This window comes from Streptomyces sp. NPDC055239 (assembly GCF_053606205.1).
Genome location: NZ_JBSGRD010000002.1, coordinates 1,057,780 through 1,077,134, shown reverse-complemented (window position 1 = coordinate 1,077,134; position 19,355 = coordinate 1,057,780). Strand labels below are relative to the sequence as shown.

Below are 19,355 nucleotides of genomic sequence, written 5' to 3'. Positions count from 1 at the left end.
TAGTGCTCCAGCCGCCTTTCCCCCCATTTCCACGGAGCACCTGCCCGATCTTGGACCGCACCGTCGCATCGCACAACGTCGTGGCGCCGGCGCCCTATGTAGGAGCAGCAGTCTTGCGCGAGTTCAGCCTTCCGGCCCTGTACGAGGTCCCCGCGGACGGCAATCTGACCGACATCGTCCGCAGAAATGCCGCGCAGCACCCGGATGTCGCCGTCATCGGCCGCAAGGTGAACGGCACCTGGCAGGACGTCAACGCCAAGACCTTCCTCGTAGAGGTGCGCGCGGCAGCGAAGGGGCTCATCGCCTCCGGCGTGCGCCCCGGCGACCGCGTCGCCCTGATGTCCCGCACCCGCTACGAGTGGACGCTCCTGGACTTCGCGATCTGGAGCGCGGGCGCGGTCACCGTGCCGGTGTACGAGACCAGCTCCGCCGAGCAGATCCAGTGGATCCTGGGTGACTCCGGCGCCGTCGGCATCGTCGTCGAACTCGACGCGCACACCGCAGCCGTCGACTCCGTGCGCGACCGGCTTCCCGACCTGGTCAACATCTGGCAGATCGACCGCGGCGGAGTCGCCGAGCTGAACCGCGCGGGCGCCGACATCCCCGAGGAGACCGTCGACGAGCGCAGCGCGGTCGCGGGCGCCGACGACCCGGCCACCATCGTCTACACCTCGGGCACCACGGGCCGCCCCAAGGGCTGTGTCCTCACGCACCGCAGCTTCTTCGCGGAGTGCGGAAACGTGGTGGAGCGCCTCAAGCCCCTCTTCCGCACCGGCGAGTGCTCGGTGCTCCTCTTCCTTCCCGTCGCGCACGTCTTCGGACGCCTGGTCGAGGTCGCCGCGCTGATGGCGCCGATCAAGCTGGGCCACGCGCCCGACGTCAAGAACCTCACGGACGAGCTCGCGTCGTTCAGGCCGACCATGATCCTGGGCGTGCCGCGCGTCTTCGAGAAGGTCTACAACTCGGCGCGCGCCAAGGCGCAGGCCGACGGCAAGGGCAAGATCTTCGACAAGGCCGCGGACACGGCGATCGCGTACAGCCGCGCCCTCGACACCCCGAGCGGTCCCTCGCTCGGCCTGAAGATCAAGTACAAGACGTTCGACAAGCTGGTCTACAGCAAGCTGCGGGCCGTGCTCGGCGGGCGCGGCGAGTACGCGATCTCGGGCGGCGCGCCGCTCGGCGAGCGCCTGGGCCACTTCTTCCGCGGCATCGGCTTCACGGTCCTCGAGGGCTACGGCCTCACCGAGTCGTGCGCGGCCACCGCCTTCAACCCCTGGGACCGCCAGAAGATCGGCACGGTCGGCCAGCCGCTGCCGGGATCGGTAGTCCGGATCGCCGACGACGGCGAGGTGCTGCTGCACGGCGAGCACCTGTTCACGCAGTACTGGAACAACGAGGGCGCGACCGAAGAGGCGCTCGCCGACGGCTGGTTCCACACGGGCGACATAGGGACGCTCGACGAGGACGGCTACCTCCGGATCACCGGCCGCAAGAAGGAGATCATCGTGACGGCGGGCGGCAAGAACGTCGCTCCCGCGGTGATCGAGGACCGTATCCGCGCGCACGCGCTCGTCGCGGAGTGCATGGTCGTGGGCGACGGCCGCCCCTTCGTGGGCGCGCTCGTCACGGTGGACGACGAATTCGTGGGCCGGTGGGCCCTGGACCACGGGAAGCCCGCCGACTCCACGGCGGCGTCACTGCGGGACGACGCGGACTTCCTCGCGGAGATCCAGAGCGCGGTGGACGACGGCAACGCGGCGGTCTCCAAGGCGGAGTCCGTGCGCAAGTTCCGTGTCCTTGGTTCGCAGTTCACGGAGGAGTCCGGACATCTGACTCCGTCGTTGAAGCTGAAGAGGAACGTGGTGGCCAAGGACTACGCGGACGAGATCGAGGCGATCTACCGCGGGTAGCGGTGGCAGGGGCGCCTCACTCGCCGTGGGCGTTGCTGTCTTCTCGCGACTGCCGGTCGCGTCTGGTTGCTCGCGCAGCTCCTCGCGCCCCTTACGGGGCCAAGCCCCGTTCGCTCGCGCCCCTGGCGGGGCGCAGCCCCGTCTTAGGGGCGCGGGGAACTGCGCGACCAGCCGATGACGGCGGTCAGTCGCGCACCAACCCCCAGCGGCACCCCACTAGGCGCTACAGCAGCTCCCGCAGCTTCTCTGCCAAGAGATCCCAGCGCCACCGCTCCTCCACCCACTCCCGGCCCCGCTCCCCCATGCGCCGACGCAACTCCGCGTCACCGAGCAGGGTGACGATCCGGTCGGCGGCGGCCTCCGGGGAGCCACCCCGGACGACCCATCCCGTCTCCCCGTCGAGCACCGCGTCCGGCGCCCCGCCGGAGTCCCCGGCGACGACGGGCAGGCCGGTCGCGGAAGCCTCCAGGTAGACGATCCCGAGGCCCTCCACGTCCAACCCGCCCCGCCGCGTACGGCACGGCATCGCGAAGACGTCCCCCGCCCCGTAGTGCGCGGGAAGTTCCTCCCACGGCACGGACCCCGTGAACCGCACGGAGTCCGAGACCCCCGTCTCGGCGGCGAGCTTGCGCAGGTCTTTCTCGTAGGGGCCGCCCCCGACGATCAGAAGCACCGCCTCAGGCTCCCGAGCCAGAATCCTCGGCATGGCCAGGATCAACGTGTCCTGCCCCTTGCGCGGCACAAGGCGCGACACGCACACCACGACCGGCCGGTCCGTCAGGCCGAGGCGGGCCCGAACAGCGTCCCCGCCCGATCCCGGGTGGAACGTCTTCTCGTCGACGCCCGGCGGCAGTTGGACCATCCGCCCGGCCGCCGCAGGCGACAACGCGGCGGCGATGCGCGAGCGCGTGTACTCGCCCAGATAGGTGATCGTGTCCGTCGACTCGCCGATACGGCCGAGCAGTTGGCGTGAGGCGGGCAGCTGCGCCCACCCCGCCTCGTGCCCGTGCGTCGTGGCGACGAGGCGCCTCGCGCCCGCCTTCCGCAGCGCGGGTGCCATCAGGCCGAGCGGCGCCGCCGCTCCGAACCACACCGACTCGCAGCCGTGTTCCCGCAGGAGCGAGACCGCGCGCCGCGTGACGCGCGGGGTCGGGAGCAGCATCGTCGTGGAGTCGCGTACGACCTTGAAGGGCTGCTCCGCGTCGAAGGCGGCCGTCGCTTCGGCGCCCTCGCGACCCCGCTTCCACGTGGAGGCGTAGACGACGAGCTGTTCGGGGTCCAGGCGCAGCGCCATGTTGTGCAGGAACGCCTGGATGCCACCGGGCCTGGGCGGGAAGTCGTTCGTGACGATCAGGGTCTTGTGCATCGTCGCCCGACAGTACCGAAAGCCCGCCGGAGCGCCGAACGGCCTCGCCTTCTGGACGGCCCCGCCTCATGGCCCATTCACAGCCGCGCCCGGCATCATGGTTTACCGAACCACAATGAAGTATCCGAAAAGGGGCGTGATGCGCGTGGCACGGACACCGACCGTCCGGGTCCTGACCGCCTGGGTCCTGACCAGGACCGTGCTGCTGCTCTGCGTCTTCCATGTGCTCACCGCCCCGGGCCCGGACGTGACCAGCGATGTCTCCGTCATCTACCAGGGCTGGTACGAGGTCCTGCGCACGGGCACCTTCCCCCTCGACGACGTCACCTGGCAGTACCCGCCCGCCGCCGCGCTGGCGATCCTCTCCCCCGCCCTGCTGCCCTTCCTCGGCTACACGTCGGCCTTCTTCGTCCTCGCGTTCCTCGCCGACACGCTCGCCTGCGGGCTGCTCCTGTACGCGGGCTCACGGCCGGGCAAGTCCCTGAGGGGAGCCTGGGTGTGGGTCGTGGGCGTAGCGCTGCTCGGGCCGACCGTCTACGCCCGCTACGACGTGATGGTGACGGCCGTCGCGGTCGCCGCGCTGCTCGCAGGGGCCCGGCACCCCCGCACGATGGGGGCGCTCGCGGGGTTCGGCGCGCTGCTCAAGGTGTGGCCCGCCCTGCTGCTCATCGGCACGCCACGCGCGCGTGCCACCCGGAGTTCCTGGGGCGCGGCCCTCGCCACCGCCGCCGGCCTGACCCTCGCCTTCCTCGTGACGATGCCCGGCGCGCTCGCCTTCCTGACCTTCCAGCGCGACCGCGGCACCGAGATCGAGTCGCTCGGCGCGCTCGTCTTCCATGTCGCGCGCCACCTCGGCTGGCAGGGCGACGTCCAGCTCAACTACGGCTCGGTGGAGTTCCTCGGCCCGTACGTCTCGCTGGTCAGCACGGTGGCGCAGGGGCTCTCCGTGGCGGCGTTCTGCTGGCTGCTTGTGTGGCGGCTGCGCGCGCGGGCCTGGTCGGCGAGCACGGTCGCGGACGCGGCCTTCGTCACCGTGCTGCTGTTCACGGCGACGAGCCGGGTGATCAGCCCGCAGTACCTACTGTGGCTGGTCGGGATCGCCGCCGTGTGCCTGGCGTTTCGCGCGAGCCACATGGTGGTGCCCGTGTGTCTGGTGCTCGCGGCCACGTTCGTCACGTTCCTGGAGTTCCCCCTCTGGTTCTCGCACGTGGTGGCGAGCGATCCGCTGGGCATCACGCTGCTCTTCGTGCGCAACGGTCTGCTCGTCGCGGCGGCGCTGCTCGGCTGCCGCAACCTGTGGCGGCAGACGGTGTCCGAACCCCGGGCCCGTGAGCGCGAGTCGACGCCCCAGGAGGTCAGCCGAGCTCCTCGCGCAGATACGTACGCCACCGCGCCGTGAACTCCTGCGGCGTGGTGTCCAGGACGCTCCTCAGCGCATCCTCCACCGCACCGGGCCTCTTCTTGTGCTCGCCGACCTCTTCGTAGAAGCCCGTCAGCTTCTCCTCGCCCCACTGGTCCGCGATCATCCGGCAGGCCAGCCACGACCCTTCGTACGCCTGCGCCAGCTTCCCCGCCTCGCCGCTGAAGCCGAAGGCCGCGTCATCGGGGAGCTCGCCGGGCAGTCGCTCCCGCTGGACGGCGCGGCGCAGTTCGGGAGCGGCCTGTACGGCGGTGCGGCCCGTGCCGCGGTAGCCCACCCAGTCGGCGAAGCCTTCGGAGAGCCAGAGCGGGGTCGCCGGTGAGGTGCGCGCGCGGGTCGCGACATGGGCCGTCTCGTGGGTCAGGACGACCTGCTTCCCGAAGTCGCCGAGCAGGTCGTACGCCTCGGGGTTGACGATGATCCGGTCCGCGGGCGCGGCCCCGGATCCGCCCGCCTCCCCCGTGGTCACCGCCGCGATCCCCTTGTAGCCCGACGCGGGCGCCCCGAGCAGCCCCGCCATGCCGTCGAGGGACTTGGGCACCAGGACGACGACGCGCCCCGGCCACTTCCCGGGCCAGGCGTCCGAGACCAGGGGCGCCGCGCGGTCGGCGAGGTCCGCGTACCCGCGCAGCGTCTTCTCGTCCCGCTCGCCGCGCCCGACACCGAGCACAAGGCTGTGAGCGCCCCGTACGGACGTGACGGGCCCCTGGTCCCAGAGTTGCTCCGACGCCTTCTCCGCGGGGCGCTCAGCGGCGACGTACCACCGTCCGTCGCGCTGCTTGAGCGTGAGCGCGCGTGACGTGGTGAGCGGCTCGCTGTCGTAGCCCTTGATCCGGTACCGGAGGTCCGCGGTCGCCGTGGCCCGCTTGCCGCTGCGCTCGAAGGCCGTCAGGCGGTACTCCCAGGACTTCAACGGCACCGCGCGGAGGTTGTTGTAGGCCTCAGTCTCCCGGCCCGTCGCGCGGTACGCCTTCGCGTCCCGGTCGAGCACCGCGTCCGCGCGCCGGTCGAGCAGGCCGCGCACCTCCGCGGGCGCGGCATCGGACGCCGAAGGACCGCCGCACCCGACGAGGCCGCAGCCGACGAGCAGGGCGACACAGATCCCCGGCACCCACGAGCCACGCCCTCGACCAGCCACGTTTCAGATCGTACGGCCAGCGCGCCGCGGAGCGCCGGTCAGACCCGGGTCACCGACGACACCGGCATCATGCCGACCGGGTCGTAGCGCACGGCCGCTCCGGGGTAGGGCGCGTGCACGACCTGGCCGTTGCCCACGTACATCCCGATGTGGCTGGCGTCGTCGCGGTAGGCGACCAGGTCACCGGGCTCGGCCTGGGACAGGGGCACCTGCTGCCCGGCGTACCGCTGCGCCTGCGAGGTGCGCGGCAGGCCCACGCCCGCCTTCCCGTACGACCACTGCATGAGGCCCGAACAGTCGAAGCCGGAAGGACCGTTGGCACCCCACACGTAGGGGCGGCCCACCGCGGAGCGTGCCGCGGCGATGGCGGCGGCGGCCCGCGACGAGGCCGGGGCTGCGTTCCCGAGGTCGGGCATGTCGCCGCGTCCCGAGCGCGACGCCCTGTCGTACTGCTCCCGGTCCCGCGAGGACAGCGAGTTGAGCAGCTTGCGCGCCTTGGCGAGCTTGTGCTCGACGCCGCGCTTGTGGCGGGCCACGGCGGTGCGGCTCTTCTCCAGCTCGGAGAGTTTGCGGCCGGCCTCCGTGCGCTCCTGGTCGAGGCTGCGCTGGGCCTTCTGGAGGTCGGTCAGTTCACCGGCCTGCCGGACGCTGATGCGGTCGAGCGCCGCCGCCTTGTCCAGATAGCCGTCCGGGTCGGAGGAGAGCAGCAGGGCCAGGGAGGGGTCGATGCCGCCCGAGCGGTACTGGGCTCCGGCGAGCGAACCGAGCGCGCCGCGCATCGTGTTGATGCGCTCCTGGCCGCGGGCGACGCTGTCCTTGGCCCGCGCGACCTGCCCGCGCAGGGTGTCCGCGCGCTCATCGGCCTTGTTGTACAGCTCGGTGGCCTGCTCGGCCTGCTCGAAGAGGTGGTCCACCTTGGCCTTGGTGGTGGCCGGGGTGTCGTGCGGCGCGGCGCCCGCCGGTGCGGCGCCGAGTGCCGCGGCGGCGGTGGCCGCAGCGGCCGAAAGGATGGTGACGCGCGTGCTCCGGTCCAGGCCGGACAGCGCGAGACGACGATGGGACCCCACGGGAAGCCGCTCTCCCTCCGCATGACGGACCCCCGGGCGAGCCCGGGGGAAAGTCCCCCGATGCGTCGGGGGAATGCGCGCGACAGTAGCCCTGGGATCACGTCACGGCCAAAGACCCTGCCGTGTACACAGTGTGACGCCCCGCCGGAGACGCAGGTCACCGACGGGGCGCGGGGTCAGCGGGAGTTACCGGAATTCGCCCGTTTGGGCGGTGTTCCGGTCGTTTCAGATGCGGACGCCGAACTGGAAGGAGCCGATGGTGGACATCGACTCGTAGCGCACCACGGCGCCCGGCTTCGGGGCGTGGAGCACCTGACCGTTGCCCGCGTAGAAGCCGACGTGCGCGAGGCTGTTGAAGAACACCAGGTCGCCGGGCTTCAGCTCGCCGCGGCCGATCTTCGTGCCGTCGTTCTGCTGGGTGTACGTGGTCCGGGTGATCTGGACACCGGCCTGGTTGTACGCCCACTGCGTGAGGCCGGAGCAGTCGTAGGAGTTGGGGCCGCTGCCGCCGGAGACGTACGGCTTGCCGACCTGCGTGGCGGCGGCGCTCAGCGCTGCCTGGCCGCGCTGCGAGGCAGGGACCTCCTTGCCGAGGTCCACGCGGTCGCCGGCGTCGCGGCTGGCGCGCGTCTCCTTCTGGGCGAGGGCCGCCTTCTCCTTGGCGGTGAGGGTGTTGAGCAGCTTCTGGGCGGCGCCGAGCTTGCTCTGGACTTCCTTCTTCTTCTTGCCCAGTTCCTTGCGCGTGTCGGCGAGGTCCTTGAGCTTGTCGGAAGCCTCCTTGCGCTCCTGCGCGAGGGTCCGCTGCTTCTCCTGGACCTTCTTGAGCGCCTCGACCTGCTGGCCGCTCAGCTGGTCCATGGTCGACGCCTTGTCCAGGTAGTCGTCCGGGTCGGCCGAGAGGAAGAGCTGGACGGAGGGGTCGAGGCCGCCGGAGCGGTACTGCGCGCTGGCCATCGAACCGAGGCCGTCACGCAGGTCGTTGAGGCCCTCCTGGCCGCGGGCGACCTTGTCCTGAAGCTCGCCGATCTCCTTCTCGAGCTTCTCCTGCTTCTCCTTGGCGCCGTTGTAGTGGTCGGTGGCCCGACCGGCGTCCTCATAGAGCTTGTCGACCTTGGACTTGACCTCGTCCTTGCTCGGCTTCTCGCTCGGCGCCGCGTTGGCCGCCTGGGAAGTGAGTGCGACGGCAGCTGCGGCGGTCGCGGTGAGCACGGTCACGCGGGCGCGGCTCGGCTGCTTGGGTCGACGGTGGGACGCCACGAAGGCGGCTCCTTCTTCCTCCAGCCGCCTACCGAGACCCGGTCGGCGGGTACCACCGCTGTCACCCCGGATGGGTGATCAACCGAGCGGAGGTTCGAGGCGAGACCCTAGTGACCTTCTTGTGATCAGTTCAAATCCTGACGGGTAAAAAGAGGGGTGCCGGGCGCATATTTTACCGATAACGCACAGGCTGTAATGATCAATTGACGCTACGTTGCGTAGCCGACGCCCCAATTCGGGCATACGGAACAGGAGTTACTTGCGCATCTTTTGCGGCGCGAACGGGGCGCACGTCAGCCGTGCGCGAGCCCCTTGCGTCAGCCGCGCGAGAGCCGCTTCAGGAGCACGACCGAAGCGACGGGACGCGCCCCCGCCTTCGCGATCCCGTCGGCCACCTCTCGGTCGGTCGACACGACGACCACAGGGCGCCCTGGAGGCTCCGCGCGCACCAGTTGGCGGATCAGTTCGTCCGCGGTGACGCCGGGCTTGGAGAAGAGCACACGGACCCCGCGCGGCGGCGCGAGCAGGACGGGCGCGGCGAGTTCGGCCCCGTCGAAGACACAGGTCATCTCGGCGCCGGTCTGCGCGGCGAGCTGCGAGAGCGAGCCGAGGAGCCGCAGCCGCTGTTTCTCCAGGGGCATCGTCGGATAGCCGGTCTTGGTGACGTTGTAGCCGTCCACGACCATGTGCGCCTGCGGCAGCGCGAGCAGCTGATCCAGGATCGCCGGGTCGTTCTCGGAGAGCGCGCGGGCGGCGATGTCCTTGGGCGTCATCCGGCCCGGCTCGACGGCGTCCACGGTCTCGGCGGGCCGCACGGAGACGGGCGGCAGGGCCAGTTCACGGCGCAGCCCCTGGGCGGACTCCAGGACCGTGTCGAGCAGCAGACGCACGCGCATGTCCTCGACGCTGCGGCCCTCGCGCGCAGCCCTGCGGCTGGCCTCGAGGGCGGCCTCGGTCTCGCTGAGCCGCGCCTTGAGCCGCCGGGACTCGCTCTCGGCGGCGGACAGCTGCGCCTGGCCGTCGGCGCGTGACGCGTCGAACTCGGCGGTGGCCTTGCGCAGGGCCGCCTCGCCGCGCTTGACGTCGCTGAGGGCACCGCGCAGCTTGCGATGCATCGATTCGGCTTCCTTCTTCGCCGACTCCATCTCCGCGCGCAGCCGTTCGGTGTCGGCCTTCGTCTGGCCGCGCGCCGCGGAGAGTTCCTCGCGCAGCCGTTCGAGCTCGGCCCGCGTCTCGTCGTCCACGCGCTCGGCGTCCGCCCGCAGGGCTTCCTCGCCCGCGGCGGTCACCAGCTTCACCCACCCCGTGGGGCGCAGTACATAGGCCGCGGCCGCCACATCGAGGGGGTCCGCGGCCGGGGGTGGTGATCCCGCGTCCAGGGCGCCGGTGAGCTCGGGCTGCGCCTCTCTGAGACGTTCGCCGATGCGCTGGCGGAAGAGCGCGTCGCCCTCCAGGGCCGTCGCCATCGCGTTGCCCGCGAACTTCGTGCGCCGGGTCGGCGTGAAGCGGGCGTACTGCCTCAGCTGTGCGGGCAGTTCGCTGACCGTGAGGCCACCGAAGCCGTCCGAGACGATCTGGACGACCCGCCGACGCACTCCGTCCGGCAGCGGACGGTCGAGCACCTCAGCGGTGCCGTCGTCCGGCTCCCCGCTCGCGCTCTCCACCATCCGTCACCCCACTAGCTGTGCGGGCCCCGCTCCCTCAGGAGCCGGCACCCGGCCTGTCCACGAGTTCCACCTGGTCCACCGCGTTGCACCAACGGCAGCGCACCGACTCGATGGTCTCACTGACCACCTCGCGTTCCTCGATGTTCGACTCACCGGCCAGGTCGAGGTGCACATATTCGACAACCTTCGAACTGCGGGTCACGTCGAAGCGCGTGAGGTTGCCGCAGAGCGCGCAGCGCCACCGGGTGGTGTCGGTCGGCAGAGGAACCGTCATCGTGGCTGATCGCTTTCCTTCGGAATTCCATGGTGCGTGGTGCCCGTAACCCTACGGCCTGTAAGGGGCTCCATGCGGCGGCCTCCCACGCGGCGGGGCGCTCTGTACGGTTTGCCGCCGTTACGTCATGCTCTGTTCATGATCAAGACGTGGGGTACGACGGCGGGCCGGATGCTCAGGGGGCAGTCGGCCCCGGTGACGTACGGACTGATCGCCGTCTGCTGTCTGGTGTTCCTGATCTCACCGATGTCCGGCTTCAATCCCACGTACGGCACCGGCGACAAGCTGATCGCCGCCCAGCAGGCCTACTTCGAGCGCTGGGGCGTGGTCCCCTCGGAGCTGTTCAGCGGGGCGCTGCGGCCGGTGCTCGCCCCGGCCACCGCGCTCTTCGTGCACGGCAGCTGGCTGCACCTCCTGGGCAACATGCTCTTCCTCTTCGTCTTCGGGGCGATGGCCGAGGAACGGATGGGGCACTTCCAGTTCGCGCTCTTCTACCTCTGCTGCGGCTATCTCGCCCTGTTCGCCTACGCGCTCGCGCACGCGAGCTCCGACCAGACCCTGGTGGGCGCGTCGGGGGCGATCTCCGCGGTGCTCGGCGCGTTCCTGCGGCTCTTCCCGAAGGCGCGGGTCACCAGCCTCTTCCCGTTCCTCTTCTTCCTGCCGCTGCGCTTCCCCGCGTGGGTGGTGCTTCCGTTCTGGGTGGCGCTGCAGTGGCTCGCGGCCCTACAGGGCGGGCAGGGCCCCGGTGTCGCCTATCTGGCCCATATCGTGGGGTTCTCGCTGGGCTTTCTCTACGCGTGGGTGCGGTATGTCAGGACGGCTAGAGTGAAGAAGCCAGCACCCGTCATCGAGGGAGACAGTCAGCCGTGATCACCGCGATCGTGCTCATCAAGACCAGCGTGGACCGGATCCCGGAGATCGCCGAGTCGATCGCCGCCCTCGACTGCGTCAGCGAGGTCTTCTCGGTGACCGGCACGTACGACCTCATCGCGATGGTGCGTGTCGCGCACCACGACGACCTGGCCGACGTCATCCCCGGCAAGATCAGCAAGATCCCGGGTGTGGAAGGCACGGACACGCACGTCGCGTTCCGCACGTACTCCCAGCACGACCTCGAAGCGGCGTTCGCCATCGGCCTCGACTCCTGAGCCGTCGCCCGGCACTTGTCGCCGGGCGCCTGATGAGGGTTTCTTCATCCGCCGCTCATGCTGCCGACGCACCTCGCCCCGCACGCTCGCCCTCATGGTCTTCTCCCACCGCATGGCCGCCCTGGCCGCCGTCGTGGCGATACCCCTCGGCATCGCCGCCACCAGCTACGCCCTGACCGACAGCCCCGCGCCCCCCAAAGTGCCGCCCAAGGTGGAGCTGGAGAGCGGCTCGCCCTCCACGAAGCCCTCTTCCCCCCGGCCGACGCCGAGCGACGAGACGGTGTCGCCGCCCCCGGTCAGCGAGAACCCCTCGGACGACGACAACGATGACGGCCAGGGCGACAACGACGACGACGGCCCCGGTGACGACGGCTGAGTCGGCGCGCCGCTGGGTCTCCGCCCGCGTCCGCATCCTGCTGTGGCTCCTCTTCGTGATGGCCGTCGCTCTCGCCGCGGTGGCCGCCACCACGCGCTCGGTGCTCCTGCGCGACGTGGACCACCGCATCGACCGGCTCCTTGCCCAGGAGACCGGCGAGTTCACCAACTTCGTGGACCAAGGGGTCGACCCGCACACCGGGAAGAAGTTCACCGCCCCCGACCCGCTCCTGCGCCTCTTCCTGGAGCGGCAGTACGCCGATCCCGACGAGGAGCTCCTCGGCCTTGTCGAACGCCCCGGCGGCGCCCCCGCCAAGAAGGAGCAGTCCCGCGAGCTGCGCATCGACCATCCGCTCGCCAAGGACACCGCGGCCCTGTCCGCCGTCTTCGACTCCCCCGCCGCCACCGGCACCCTGCACCGCGACCAGGGCGAGGTCCGCTGGGCGAAGGTGGAGATCGGGGCGAGCGGCGGGCAGCCGGGGGCGGCGTTCGTCGTCGCCTTCCATCCGGCGGGCGAACAGGCCAAGGCGGGCGACGTGTTCACGATGCTGCTCGCCATCTCCGGGGTCGCGCTCCTGATGACGACCGGCATCGGCTGGGCGGTCGCGGGCCGCATCCTCAAGCCCGTACGCCTGGTGCGTACGACGGCGGCCAAGATCACCGAGCAGGATCTGACCCGGCGCATCCCGGTGCAGGGCAGGGACGACGTCGCGGCGCTCGCCGAGACGTTCAACGGCATGCTCGACCGCCTTGAGCGGGCGTTCGCGGCGCAGCGCGAGTTCGTCGACGACGCGGGGCACGAGCTGCGCACCCCCATCACCATCGTCCGCGGCCATCTGGAGCTGATGGGCGACGAGCCGGGCGAGCGCGAGGAGACGACCCGGATCGTCATGGAGGAACTCGACCGGATGAGCCGGATCGTCGAGGACCTCCTCCTCCTCGCCAAGGCCGAGCGCCCCGACTTCGTCACCCCGGAGCCGGTGCAGCTCGCCGAGCTGACCGCGGACGTCTTCGTCAAGGCGCGGGCGCTCGGCGACCGCGACTGGAAGCTGGCCGAGGTGGCAGACGGCGAAGCCGCGCTCGACCCGCAGCGCATCACCCAGGCGATGGTGCAACTGGCCCAGAACGCCGTCCAGCACACCGTCCCCGGCCAACACATCGGCATCGGCTCGCGCGGCTCGGCGGGACGGATCGAGTTGTACGTCGCCGACAGCGGGCCCGGCGTCCAGGCGCAGGACGTCGCGGTGATCTTCGAGCGGTTCCGGCGCGGCACCGCGCGCCGGGGCGCCCGTGCCACCGGCGCGGGACTCGGTCTCGCCATCGTGCGGGCGATCGCCGAAGGTCACGGCGGGCAGGTCGAACCGCGGTCCACGGAAGGCGGCGGCGCCACCTTCGTACTCGTACTGCCGGAACAGGAATCGGGGCAGCAATGAACCGGATACTCATCGTCGAGGACGAGGAGCGCATCGCCTCCTTCGTCGAGAAGGGCCTGCGCGCCAACGGCTTCACGACCAGCGTCGTCGGCGACGGCGAAGCGGCCTACGACTACGCCCTGACCGGCGGCTTCGACCTGGTCGTCCTGGACATCGGGCTGCCGGGCAAGGACGGCTTCACCGTCCTGCGGCAGCTGCGCGAGGCCCGTGTGAGCACACCGGTCATCGTGCTCACGGCGCGCGACTCGGTCAGGGACACGGTGGCGGGCCTCGAGGGCGGCGCCGACGACTGGATGACCAAGCCGTTCCGCTTCGAGGAGCTGCTGGCACGGGTGCGCCTGAGGCTGCGTACAGCGGCGGGGGCACCGGAGGTGACGGTTCTTCGCGGCGGGGATCTGACGCTGGATCTGCGCACGCGCAGGGCACGTGCGGGCGAGCGCACGGTGGATCTGACCGCACGTGAGTTCGTGCTGCTCGAACTCTTCCTGCGCCATCCGGGCCAGGTGCTCTCGCGGGAACAGATCCTTTCGCACGTGTGGGGCTACGACTTCGACCCCGGGTCCAACATCGTGGACGTGTACGTACGGGCGCTGCGCAAGAAGCTGGGCGCGGAGCGGGTGGAGACGGTGCGCGGGATGGGGTACCGGCTGCCGGGGTGACCAACGGGGCCACGGTGAATTTCCTTTCATCCGCGGCTCATTGAGGGCTCACGGCCGGGCCCGAGGCTCATTGCGTGACCCTGAATCCCCGGCAAGGCATCACCCTCTGCATCGCGCTCAGCCTGTGCGCGCTGCTCCTGGTGCCCGGCAACTTCCCCGGCCTGAGCGGCGACGCACGCCTGACCCTCGGCGTGTTCGCCCTGGCGACCTGCGCGTGGATCGGTACGCCGATCGACGACACGTACATCGCGCTCGGCGCCGGGCTCGCGCTCACCGCGACCGGAGTGATCAGCAGCGACACGCTCTTCGGCACCCTCGGTGACGAGACGGTCTGGCTGCTGATCTGCGCCTTCGTGCTCGCGGCGGCGGTGGCCCGCAGCGGTCTCGCGGGGCGGGCTGCCGCCTTTCTCGTCAGCGGGGCGCGCAGCGTGCGGCAGTTGACGCATCTGACGACGGCCGCCCTGGTCGTGACGGCGTTCGCGGTGCCCGCCACGTCGGGCCGCGCCGCGCTCGCCCTTCCCGTCTTCCTCGCGCTCGCCAAGGTCCTCGCAGAGCGCAGGCGCCTCGTGGTGATGCTCGCCCTGCTGTTCCCGACCGTGATCCTGCTCTCCGCCGTCGCGACCCTGATCGGCGCGGGCGCCCATCTGATCACGGTGTCCGTGCTGTGGGAGGCCACCGGGGAGCGGATCGGCTTCACGCAGTGGATGCTGCTCGGCCTGCCGCTCGCCGTCGCCTCGTCCCATCTGGCGGCGGAGGCCGTCCTGTTGACGACGACACGCCGTACGGACCGCGAGGGCCCCGTCCACATCACCGTCGAGCAGCTCCAGGAGCACAGCGAGCAGCCGGTCACCGGAGCCTGGGAGCCCGCCGAGACCCGCTGCGCCCTCCTGCTCGCCACGGTCGTCGCGCTCTGGTGCAGCGAACCGCTGCACCAGGTGCCGCCCGCCGTGGTCGCGTTGATCGGCGCGGTCGTCGCCTCGTCCCCCGCCCTCGGGACCGTACGCCTGAAGGACGCGCTGAAGACGGTGCCGTGGTCGCTGCTGCTCTTCATGGCGGCGACGATGGCGATGGGGGTCGCGCTCGCCGATTCGGGGGCGGCGAAGTGGCTGGTGAGCGGGGTTCCGCTCGATGTGCCGCCCTGGCTCTTCCTGACCGTCGTCATCGCGGTCAGCACGGCCGCGCACCTGGTCCTGCAGTCCCGTTCGGCCCGCTCGTCCGTCCTGGTACCCCTGGTCGTCGCGGCGGCCGTCGGCGCGGGCGTCAACCCGGTCGCCGCCGCCCTCGCCTCCACGGCGGCCGCCGGCTTCTGCCACACCCTGCCCGCGTCCGCGAAGCCCGTCACGCTCTTCGCCGAGATCCCGGGCACCCCCACCTACACCCCGCGCGACCTGCTTCGCCTCTCCGCGGTCCTGGCGCCGCTGACCGCCGCGCTCGTCCTGCTCTTCGCCGTCACGCTCTGGCCGCTGCTCGGCGTACCCGTCCGCTGATCCCCGCCCGCACTGGAGACCCTCATGCTGACCCGTTTCGCCATCGCCCCCAGCGGCTTCAAGGAGTCCCTTTCCGCGCAGTCCGCGGCCGAGGCCATCGCCGCAGGAGTACGCCGTGTCGTCCCACGCGCCGAGACCGATCTGATCCCCCTGGTGGACGGCGGCGAGGGCACAGCCCGCGCTTTGGCCATCACCGGCGGCGGCCGTCTCGTCGCGCTGCCCGCCACAGGGCCCGTCGGCCAGCGGATCGGCACGCACTTCGCGCTGCTTCCGGACGGCACGGCGGTCGTCGAGATGGCCGCGGTCGCCGGACTGTCACTGGTCCCGCGCGATCTGCGCGACCCGGGGGCCACGACGACGTACGGCGTCGGCGAGCTGATCAGCGCCGCGCTCGACGCGGGCGCCCGCCGCATCCTGGTGGGCTGCGGCGACTCCGGCACGTCGGACGGGGGCGCGGGGGCCCTCCAGGCGCTCGGCGCCCGGCTCCTTGACGCGGACGGCTGGGAACTCCCTCGCGGGGGCGGGGAGTTGACACGCCTGAGCCGTATCGATCCCTCGGGCCTCGACCCCCGCCTGAAGGACACCGAGATCCGCGTCGCCTGCAACCCCTTCAACGTCCTGACCGGCGAGCGCGGCGTCGCCCGCGTCTTCGGCCCCCAGAAGGGCGCGACGCCCACGCAGGTCGAACAGCTCGCGGCGGCCCTCGAACACTGGGCGTACGTCCTGACCCGCGACCTGCGTGTCACGGCGGACCTCTCCCTAGGCCCCGGAACGGGCGCCTCCGGCGGACTTGGCGCCGGTCTCGCGGCGCTCGGCGCCCAACTGCTCCCCCGCTTCGACGTCCTGCTCGACCATCTGGACCTGGACGCACGCCTGGCCCGCGCCGACCTGGTCGTCACCGCCGAGGGCGCCCTCGACCACCAGACGCCGCGCGGCAAGGTCCCCGCGGAGGTGGCACGGCGCGCCAAGCGGTTCGGCCGCCCCGTCCTTGTCCTCGCGGGCACGATCGGCCAGGGCGCGCACCACGTACGGGCGGAGGGCGTGGACGCCTACAGCGCGATCCTGCCCGCCCCGGTCTCGCTCACCGAGGCGCTCGGCCGTGGCGGTGAGTTCCTCACCGACGCGACCGAGCGGGCCCTGCGGATGATCGTTCTGGGGTCAAGGCTGAAGGGACGTACCAAGGGGAGCAAGGCTCAGGCGGCCGTGGTGTCCGGGACGCAGCGCCCCTCCTCCGTGCGGTAGTTCCAGCGCGCGCCGTCCGCCACCAGCTCCTTCACGGCGCGCACGAAACGCTCCACGTGCTCGTCGGGGGTGCCCGCGCCGAAGCTCACGCGGATCGCGTTGAGGGACTTCTCGCCGGGCGCGGCCTCGGGTGCGCCGCACTCGCCCTGGGTCTGCGGGTCACTGCCGAGGAGGGTGCGCACCAGCGGGTGGGCGCAGAAGAGGCCGTCGCGCACGCCGATGCCGTACTCGGCGGAGAGCGCGGCGGCGAAGTGCGAGCTGTTCCAGCCCTCGACGACGAAGGAGATGACGCCGACGCGCGGCGCGTCGTCGCCGAAGAGCGAGAGCACCTTCACGGCGGGCACATCGGCGAGACCCTCCTGCACCTTCGCGATGAGGTGGCGCTCGCGGGCCACGAGCTCGTCGAAGCCCGCATCGGTCAGCGCCTTGCAGGCGGAGGCGATCGAGTACACGCCGATGACGTTCGGCGAACCGGCCTCGTGCCGCGCGGCGGTGTCGTGCCACTCCACGTCCACACCGCCGTCCTCACGCCGCGCGACCTTGCGCGATGCGCCGCCGCCCGCGAGGTAGGGCTCGGCCGCCCGCAGCCAGTCGGAGCGGCCCGCGAGGACCCCCGAGCCGAAGGGCGCGTACAGCTTGTGACCCGAGAAGGCGACCCAGTCGACGTCGAGGTCGTCGATGGAGACGGGGTGGTGAGGCGCGAGCTGCGCGGCGTCGAGGACGATGCGGGCGCCGTGCGCGTGGGCGGCGGCGGCGAGCTCCTTGACCGGCCACAGCTCACCGGTGACGTTCGACGCGCCGGTCACGCACACCAGGGCGGGTCCGTAGGGATCGCGCTCTGCGAGGGCGCGCTCCAGGGTGGCGACGGCCTGCTCGGCGGTGCGCGGGGCGTTCAGGTACGTCACGCGGGCGTCGCGCCACGGCAGTAGCGAGGCGTGGTGCTCGGTCTCGAAGACGAAGACCTGGCAGTCGGCGGGCAGGGCGGCGGCGAGCAGGTTCAGCGAGTCGGTGGTGGACCGGGTGAAGACGACCTGGTCGTCCTCGCGGCAGCCGAGGAACTCGGCGACGGTGACGCGGCTGTTCTCGAAGAGGTCGGTGGAGAGCTGCGAGAGGTACCCGGCACCCCGGTGCACGCTGCCGTAGTACGGCGCGTACGCGGCCACGTCGTCCCACACGCGCTGCAGGGCCGGGGCGCTCGCCGCGTAGTCGAGCGCCGCGTAGGTCACCTCACCGCCGGTGACGAGCGGCACGGTGACGTCACGGCCGAGGACGGGCAGCGGCTCGGCACAGACGGATCGGTCGGCGACAGCGGTGGGAACAGACATGGCGAACTCCCGTGGGAAGGCAGGCGAGTTCACTGCGAGCGCGCACATAGGGCGCTCGCAGTGATGAAAGAAAAGGGGGTGCGGAAAAGGGGCCGGGAAGCCCTATCGCATTCGCTTGCTCACGAGACTGCTCCCTTGAGGACCAGGACCCCAGGGATACGACACTCATCGAGTGCGCAGGGGTCCGCGCTTGCCATACGCCTTGCTGCGTACGGCCTGGTCTTCACCCGGGGCACCCCGCCACGGACGGAGGGTTGCCGGACAGCGAGCCGGGGCCTAATCGCTGTCACTCATGACCTGCTCAGCATCTTGCCACACGAACTTCTCGGTGCACACCGCAGTCCGCGATCCGGACTGCGGTGTGCACCACACTCACGCCACACTCACGCCACACTCAAGCCACACTCAAGCCACGCTCACGCCGCGCTCACCTGTTGCTGGCCGCCACCCAGCGCTCCAGGGACTTCTTCGCGGCCCCGGAGTCGATCGACTCCGCCGCCCTGGCGATACCGGCGCCGATCTGCTCCACGAGGCTCCCCTCGCCCGGCGAGAGGGCCACCAGGGCCGCCGCCGTGTTGAGCAGCACGGCGTCCCGCACAGGGCCGCTCTCCCCGTCCAGGAGGCGCCGGGCCACCTCGGCGTTGTACGAGGCGTCAGCGCCCCGCAGCGCCTCCACGGGGACCAGGTCGATGCCGACGTCCCGCGGGTCGAAGGCCTCCTCGCGCACGGCGCCGTCCCGCACGACCCAGACCCGCGATGTCGCCGTGGTCGTCAGCTCGTCGAGCCCGTCGTCGCCGCGGAAGACGAGGGACGAGTGCCCGCGCTCGGCGAAGACCCCGGCCACGATCGGCGCCATCCGCGCGTCGGCGACCCCGACCGCCTGGGCCCGTACCTTGGCCGGGTTGGTGAGCGGACCCAGGGCGTTGAAGACGGTCCTGATCCCCAGCTGGCTGCGCGCCGCACCGGCGTGTCGCAGTGCCGGGTGGAACTTCACGGCGAAGCAGAAGGTGATCCCGGCTTCCTCGGCCACCTCGACGACCCGCTTCAGCGGCAGCTCCAGGTTCACCCCGAGCTTCTCCAGGACGTCGGAGGCGCCCGAGGCGCTGGAGGCGGCGCGGTTGCCGTGCTTGACGACCTTCGCGCCCGCGCCGGCGGCCACGATCGCGGACATCGTGGAGATGTTGACGGTCTTGGCGCCGTCGCCGCCGGTGCCGACGATGTCGACCGTCCGGCCAGGCACCTCGATCACATTGGCGTGCTCGTACATCGTGCGGACGAGGCCGGAGATCTCCTCCACGGTCTCGCCCTTGGCCCGCAGCGCGACCACGAAGCCCGCGATCTGCGCGTCGGACGCCTCGCCGCGCATGATGCGGTCCATGGCCCAGGCCGTGTCGTCGGTGCTCTGGTCGCGTCCCTCAAGAAGACCGTTCAGTACACCGGGCCAGGAACGGGCCGCCGCGGTGTTGCCTCCTGCGGGGGTCACAGCGCTCATCTGCCGCTCCTGGGTTCGTATAGGCGTAGGACAGGAACACCTTATCCAGCCCTGGGGACGGCAAAGAGCCCCGTCCATGCACTGGATGCATGAGA

Annotated in this window: 17 protein-coding genes and 1 riboswitch; of the genes, 9 read left to right on the top strand and 8 right to left on the bottom strand. The window is 71.2% G+C overall.

The window, feature by feature from the left end; genetic code table 11:
* Positions 1–113 precede the first annotated feature (113 nt).
* The gene (locus ACWFRJ_RS10985; protein WP_453527054.1) at positions 114–1,910 is read left to right on the top strand and encodes an AMP-dependent synthetase/ligase; all 1,797 of its coding nucleotides are present in this window, start codon (positions 114–116) and stop codon (positions 1,908–1,910) included.
* Between the two features lie 223 nt (positions 1,911–2,133).
* Here ACWFRJ_RS10985 and ACWFRJ_RS10980 read toward each other — a convergent pair whose 3' ends face one another.
* Positions 2,134–3,276: a glycosyltransferase family 4 protein gene (locus tag ACWFRJ_RS10980; RefSeq protein WP_453527052.1), complete on the bottom strand. Its 1,143-nt coding sequence runs from the start codon at positions 3,274–3,276 to the stop codon at positions 2,134–2,136.
* 139 nt (positions 3,277–3,415) lie between these two features.
* Between ACWFRJ_RS10980 and ACWFRJ_RS10975 the strand changes: the two genes are divergently transcribed.
* Positions 3,416–4,675, top strand: coding sequence for a glycosyltransferase 87 family protein (locus tag ACWFRJ_RS10975; protein ID WP_453527237.1), 1,260 nt, complete (start codon positions 3,416–3,418; stop codon positions 4,673–4,675).
* Here the strand turns inward: ACWFRJ_RS10975 and ACWFRJ_RS10970 are convergent.
* The 5 genes from ACWFRJ_RS10970 to ACWFRJ_RS10950 all read right to left on the bottom strand — a co-directional run bounded on the left by ACWFRJ_RS10970 (position 4,632) and on the right by ACWFRJ_RS10950 (position 10,099).
* A complete protein-coding gene (locus ACWFRJ_RS10970) occupies positions 4,632–5,834 on the bottom strand; it encodes a hypothetical protein (RefSeq protein WP_453527049.1) in 1,203 nt (400 codons plus the stop codon). The genes ACWFRJ_RS10975 and ACWFRJ_RS10970 overlap by 44 nt on opposite strands.
* Before the next feature lie 38 nt (positions 5,835–5,872).
* On the bottom strand, positions 5,873–6,901 hold the full coding sequence (locus ACWFRJ_RS10965) for an NlpC/P60 family protein (protein ID WP_453527046.1): 1,029 nt from the start codon (positions 6,899–6,901) through the stop codon (positions 5,873–5,875).
* A 225-nt stretch (positions 6,902–7,126) separates the two neighbouring features.
* Positions 7,127–8,158 carry a C40 family peptidase gene (locus ACWFRJ_RS10960; RefSeq protein WP_453527043.1) on the bottom strand — a complete coding sequence of 344 codons (1,032 nt, stop codon included), beginning with the start codon at positions 8,156–8,158 and terminating at the stop codon, positions 7,127–7,129.
* A gap of 317 nt (positions 8,159–8,475) precedes the next feature.
* Entirely contained in the window at positions 8,476–9,825 is a 1,350-nt protein-coding gene (locus ACWFRJ_RS10955; RefSeq protein ID WP_453527041.1) for an NYN domain-containing protein, read from the bottom strand.
* Positions 9,826–9,859: 34 nt separating this feature from the next.
* Positions 9,860–10,099 carry a hypothetical protein gene (locus tag ACWFRJ_RS10950; protein WP_383270441.1) on the bottom strand — a complete coding sequence of 80 codons (240 nt, stop codon included), beginning with the start codon at positions 10,097–10,099 and terminating at the stop codon, positions 9,860–9,862.
* A gap of 138 nt (positions 10,100–10,237) precedes the next feature.
* Between ACWFRJ_RS10950 and ACWFRJ_RS10945 the strand changes: the two genes are divergently transcribed.
* The 7 genes from ACWFRJ_RS10945 (at position 10,238) to ACWFRJ_RS10915 (ending at position 16,443) form a co-directional block, all read left to right on the top strand.
* Positions 10,238–10,969, top strand: coding sequence for a rhomboid family intramembrane serine protease (locus tag ACWFRJ_RS10945; RefSeq protein WP_453527037.1), 732 nt, complete (start codon positions 10,238–10,240; stop codon positions 10,967–10,969).
* A complete protein-coding gene (locus tag ACWFRJ_RS10940; protein ID WP_389909837.1) occupies positions 10,966–11,247 on the top strand; it encodes an Lrp/AsnC family transcriptional regulator in 282 nt (93 codons plus the stop codon). Before ACWFRJ_RS10945 ends, ACWFRJ_RS10940 begins: the two co-directional genes overlap by 4 nt.
* Before the next feature lie 94 nt (positions 11,248–11,341).
* Complete coding sequence (locus ACWFRJ_RS10935) at positions 11,342–11,623, top strand: small secreted hydrophilic protein (RefSeq protein WP_453527034.1); 282 nt, start codon at positions 11,342–11,344, stop codon at positions 11,621–11,623.
* Positions 11,574–13,055: an ATP-binding protein gene (locus ACWFRJ_RS10930; protein WP_453527031.1), complete on the top strand. Its 1,482-nt coding sequence runs from the start codon at positions 11,574–11,576 to the stop codon at positions 13,053–13,055. Before ACWFRJ_RS10935 ends, ACWFRJ_RS10930 begins: the two co-directional genes overlap by 50 nt.
* Positions 13,052–13,714 carry a response regulator transcription factor gene (locus tag ACWFRJ_RS10925; RefSeq protein ID WP_453527028.1) on the top strand — a complete coding sequence of 221 codons (663 nt, stop codon included), beginning with the start codon at positions 13,052–13,054 and terminating at the stop codon, positions 13,712–13,714. The genes ACWFRJ_RS10930 and ACWFRJ_RS10925 overlap by 4 nt, the downstream gene beginning before the upstream one ends.
* A 74-nt stretch (positions 13,715–13,788) precedes the next feature.
* Complete coding sequence (locus tag ACWFRJ_RS10920) at positions 13,789–15,201, top strand: SLC13 family permease (protein WP_453527025.1); 1,413 nt, start codon at positions 13,789–13,791, stop codon at positions 15,199–15,201.
* A 24-nt stretch (positions 15,202–15,225) separates the two neighbouring features.
* Positions 15,226–16,443 (top strand): glycerate kinase family protein, encoded by a 1,218-nt coding sequence (locus tag ACWFRJ_RS10915; protein WP_453527022.1) that lies wholly within the window; start codon positions 15,226–15,228, stop codon positions 16,441–16,443.
* Here ACWFRJ_RS10915 and ACWFRJ_RS10910 read toward each other — a convergent pair.
* Positions 16,395–17,768 carry an aminotransferase class V-fold PLP-dependent enzyme gene (locus tag ACWFRJ_RS10910; protein ID WP_453527019.1) on the bottom strand — a complete coding sequence of 458 codons (1,374 nt, stop codon included), beginning with the start codon at positions 17,766–17,768 and terminating at the stop codon, positions 16,395–16,397. The two genes, ACWFRJ_RS10915 and ACWFRJ_RS10910, sit on opposite strands and share 49 nt — an antisense overlap.
* 181 nt (positions 17,769–17,949) lie before the next feature.
* A riboswitch (SAM riboswitch) is annotated at positions 17,950–18,066 on the bottom strand.
* A 129-nt stretch (positions 18,067–18,195) separates the two neighbouring features.
* On the bottom strand, positions 18,196–19,260 hold the full coding sequence (gene trpD / locus ACWFRJ_RS10905) for an anthranilate phosphoribosyltransferase (protein ID WP_453527016.1): 1,065 nt from the start codon (positions 19,258–19,260) through the stop codon (positions 18,196–18,198).
* Between the last annotated feature and the right edge of the window lie 95 nt (positions 19,261–19,355).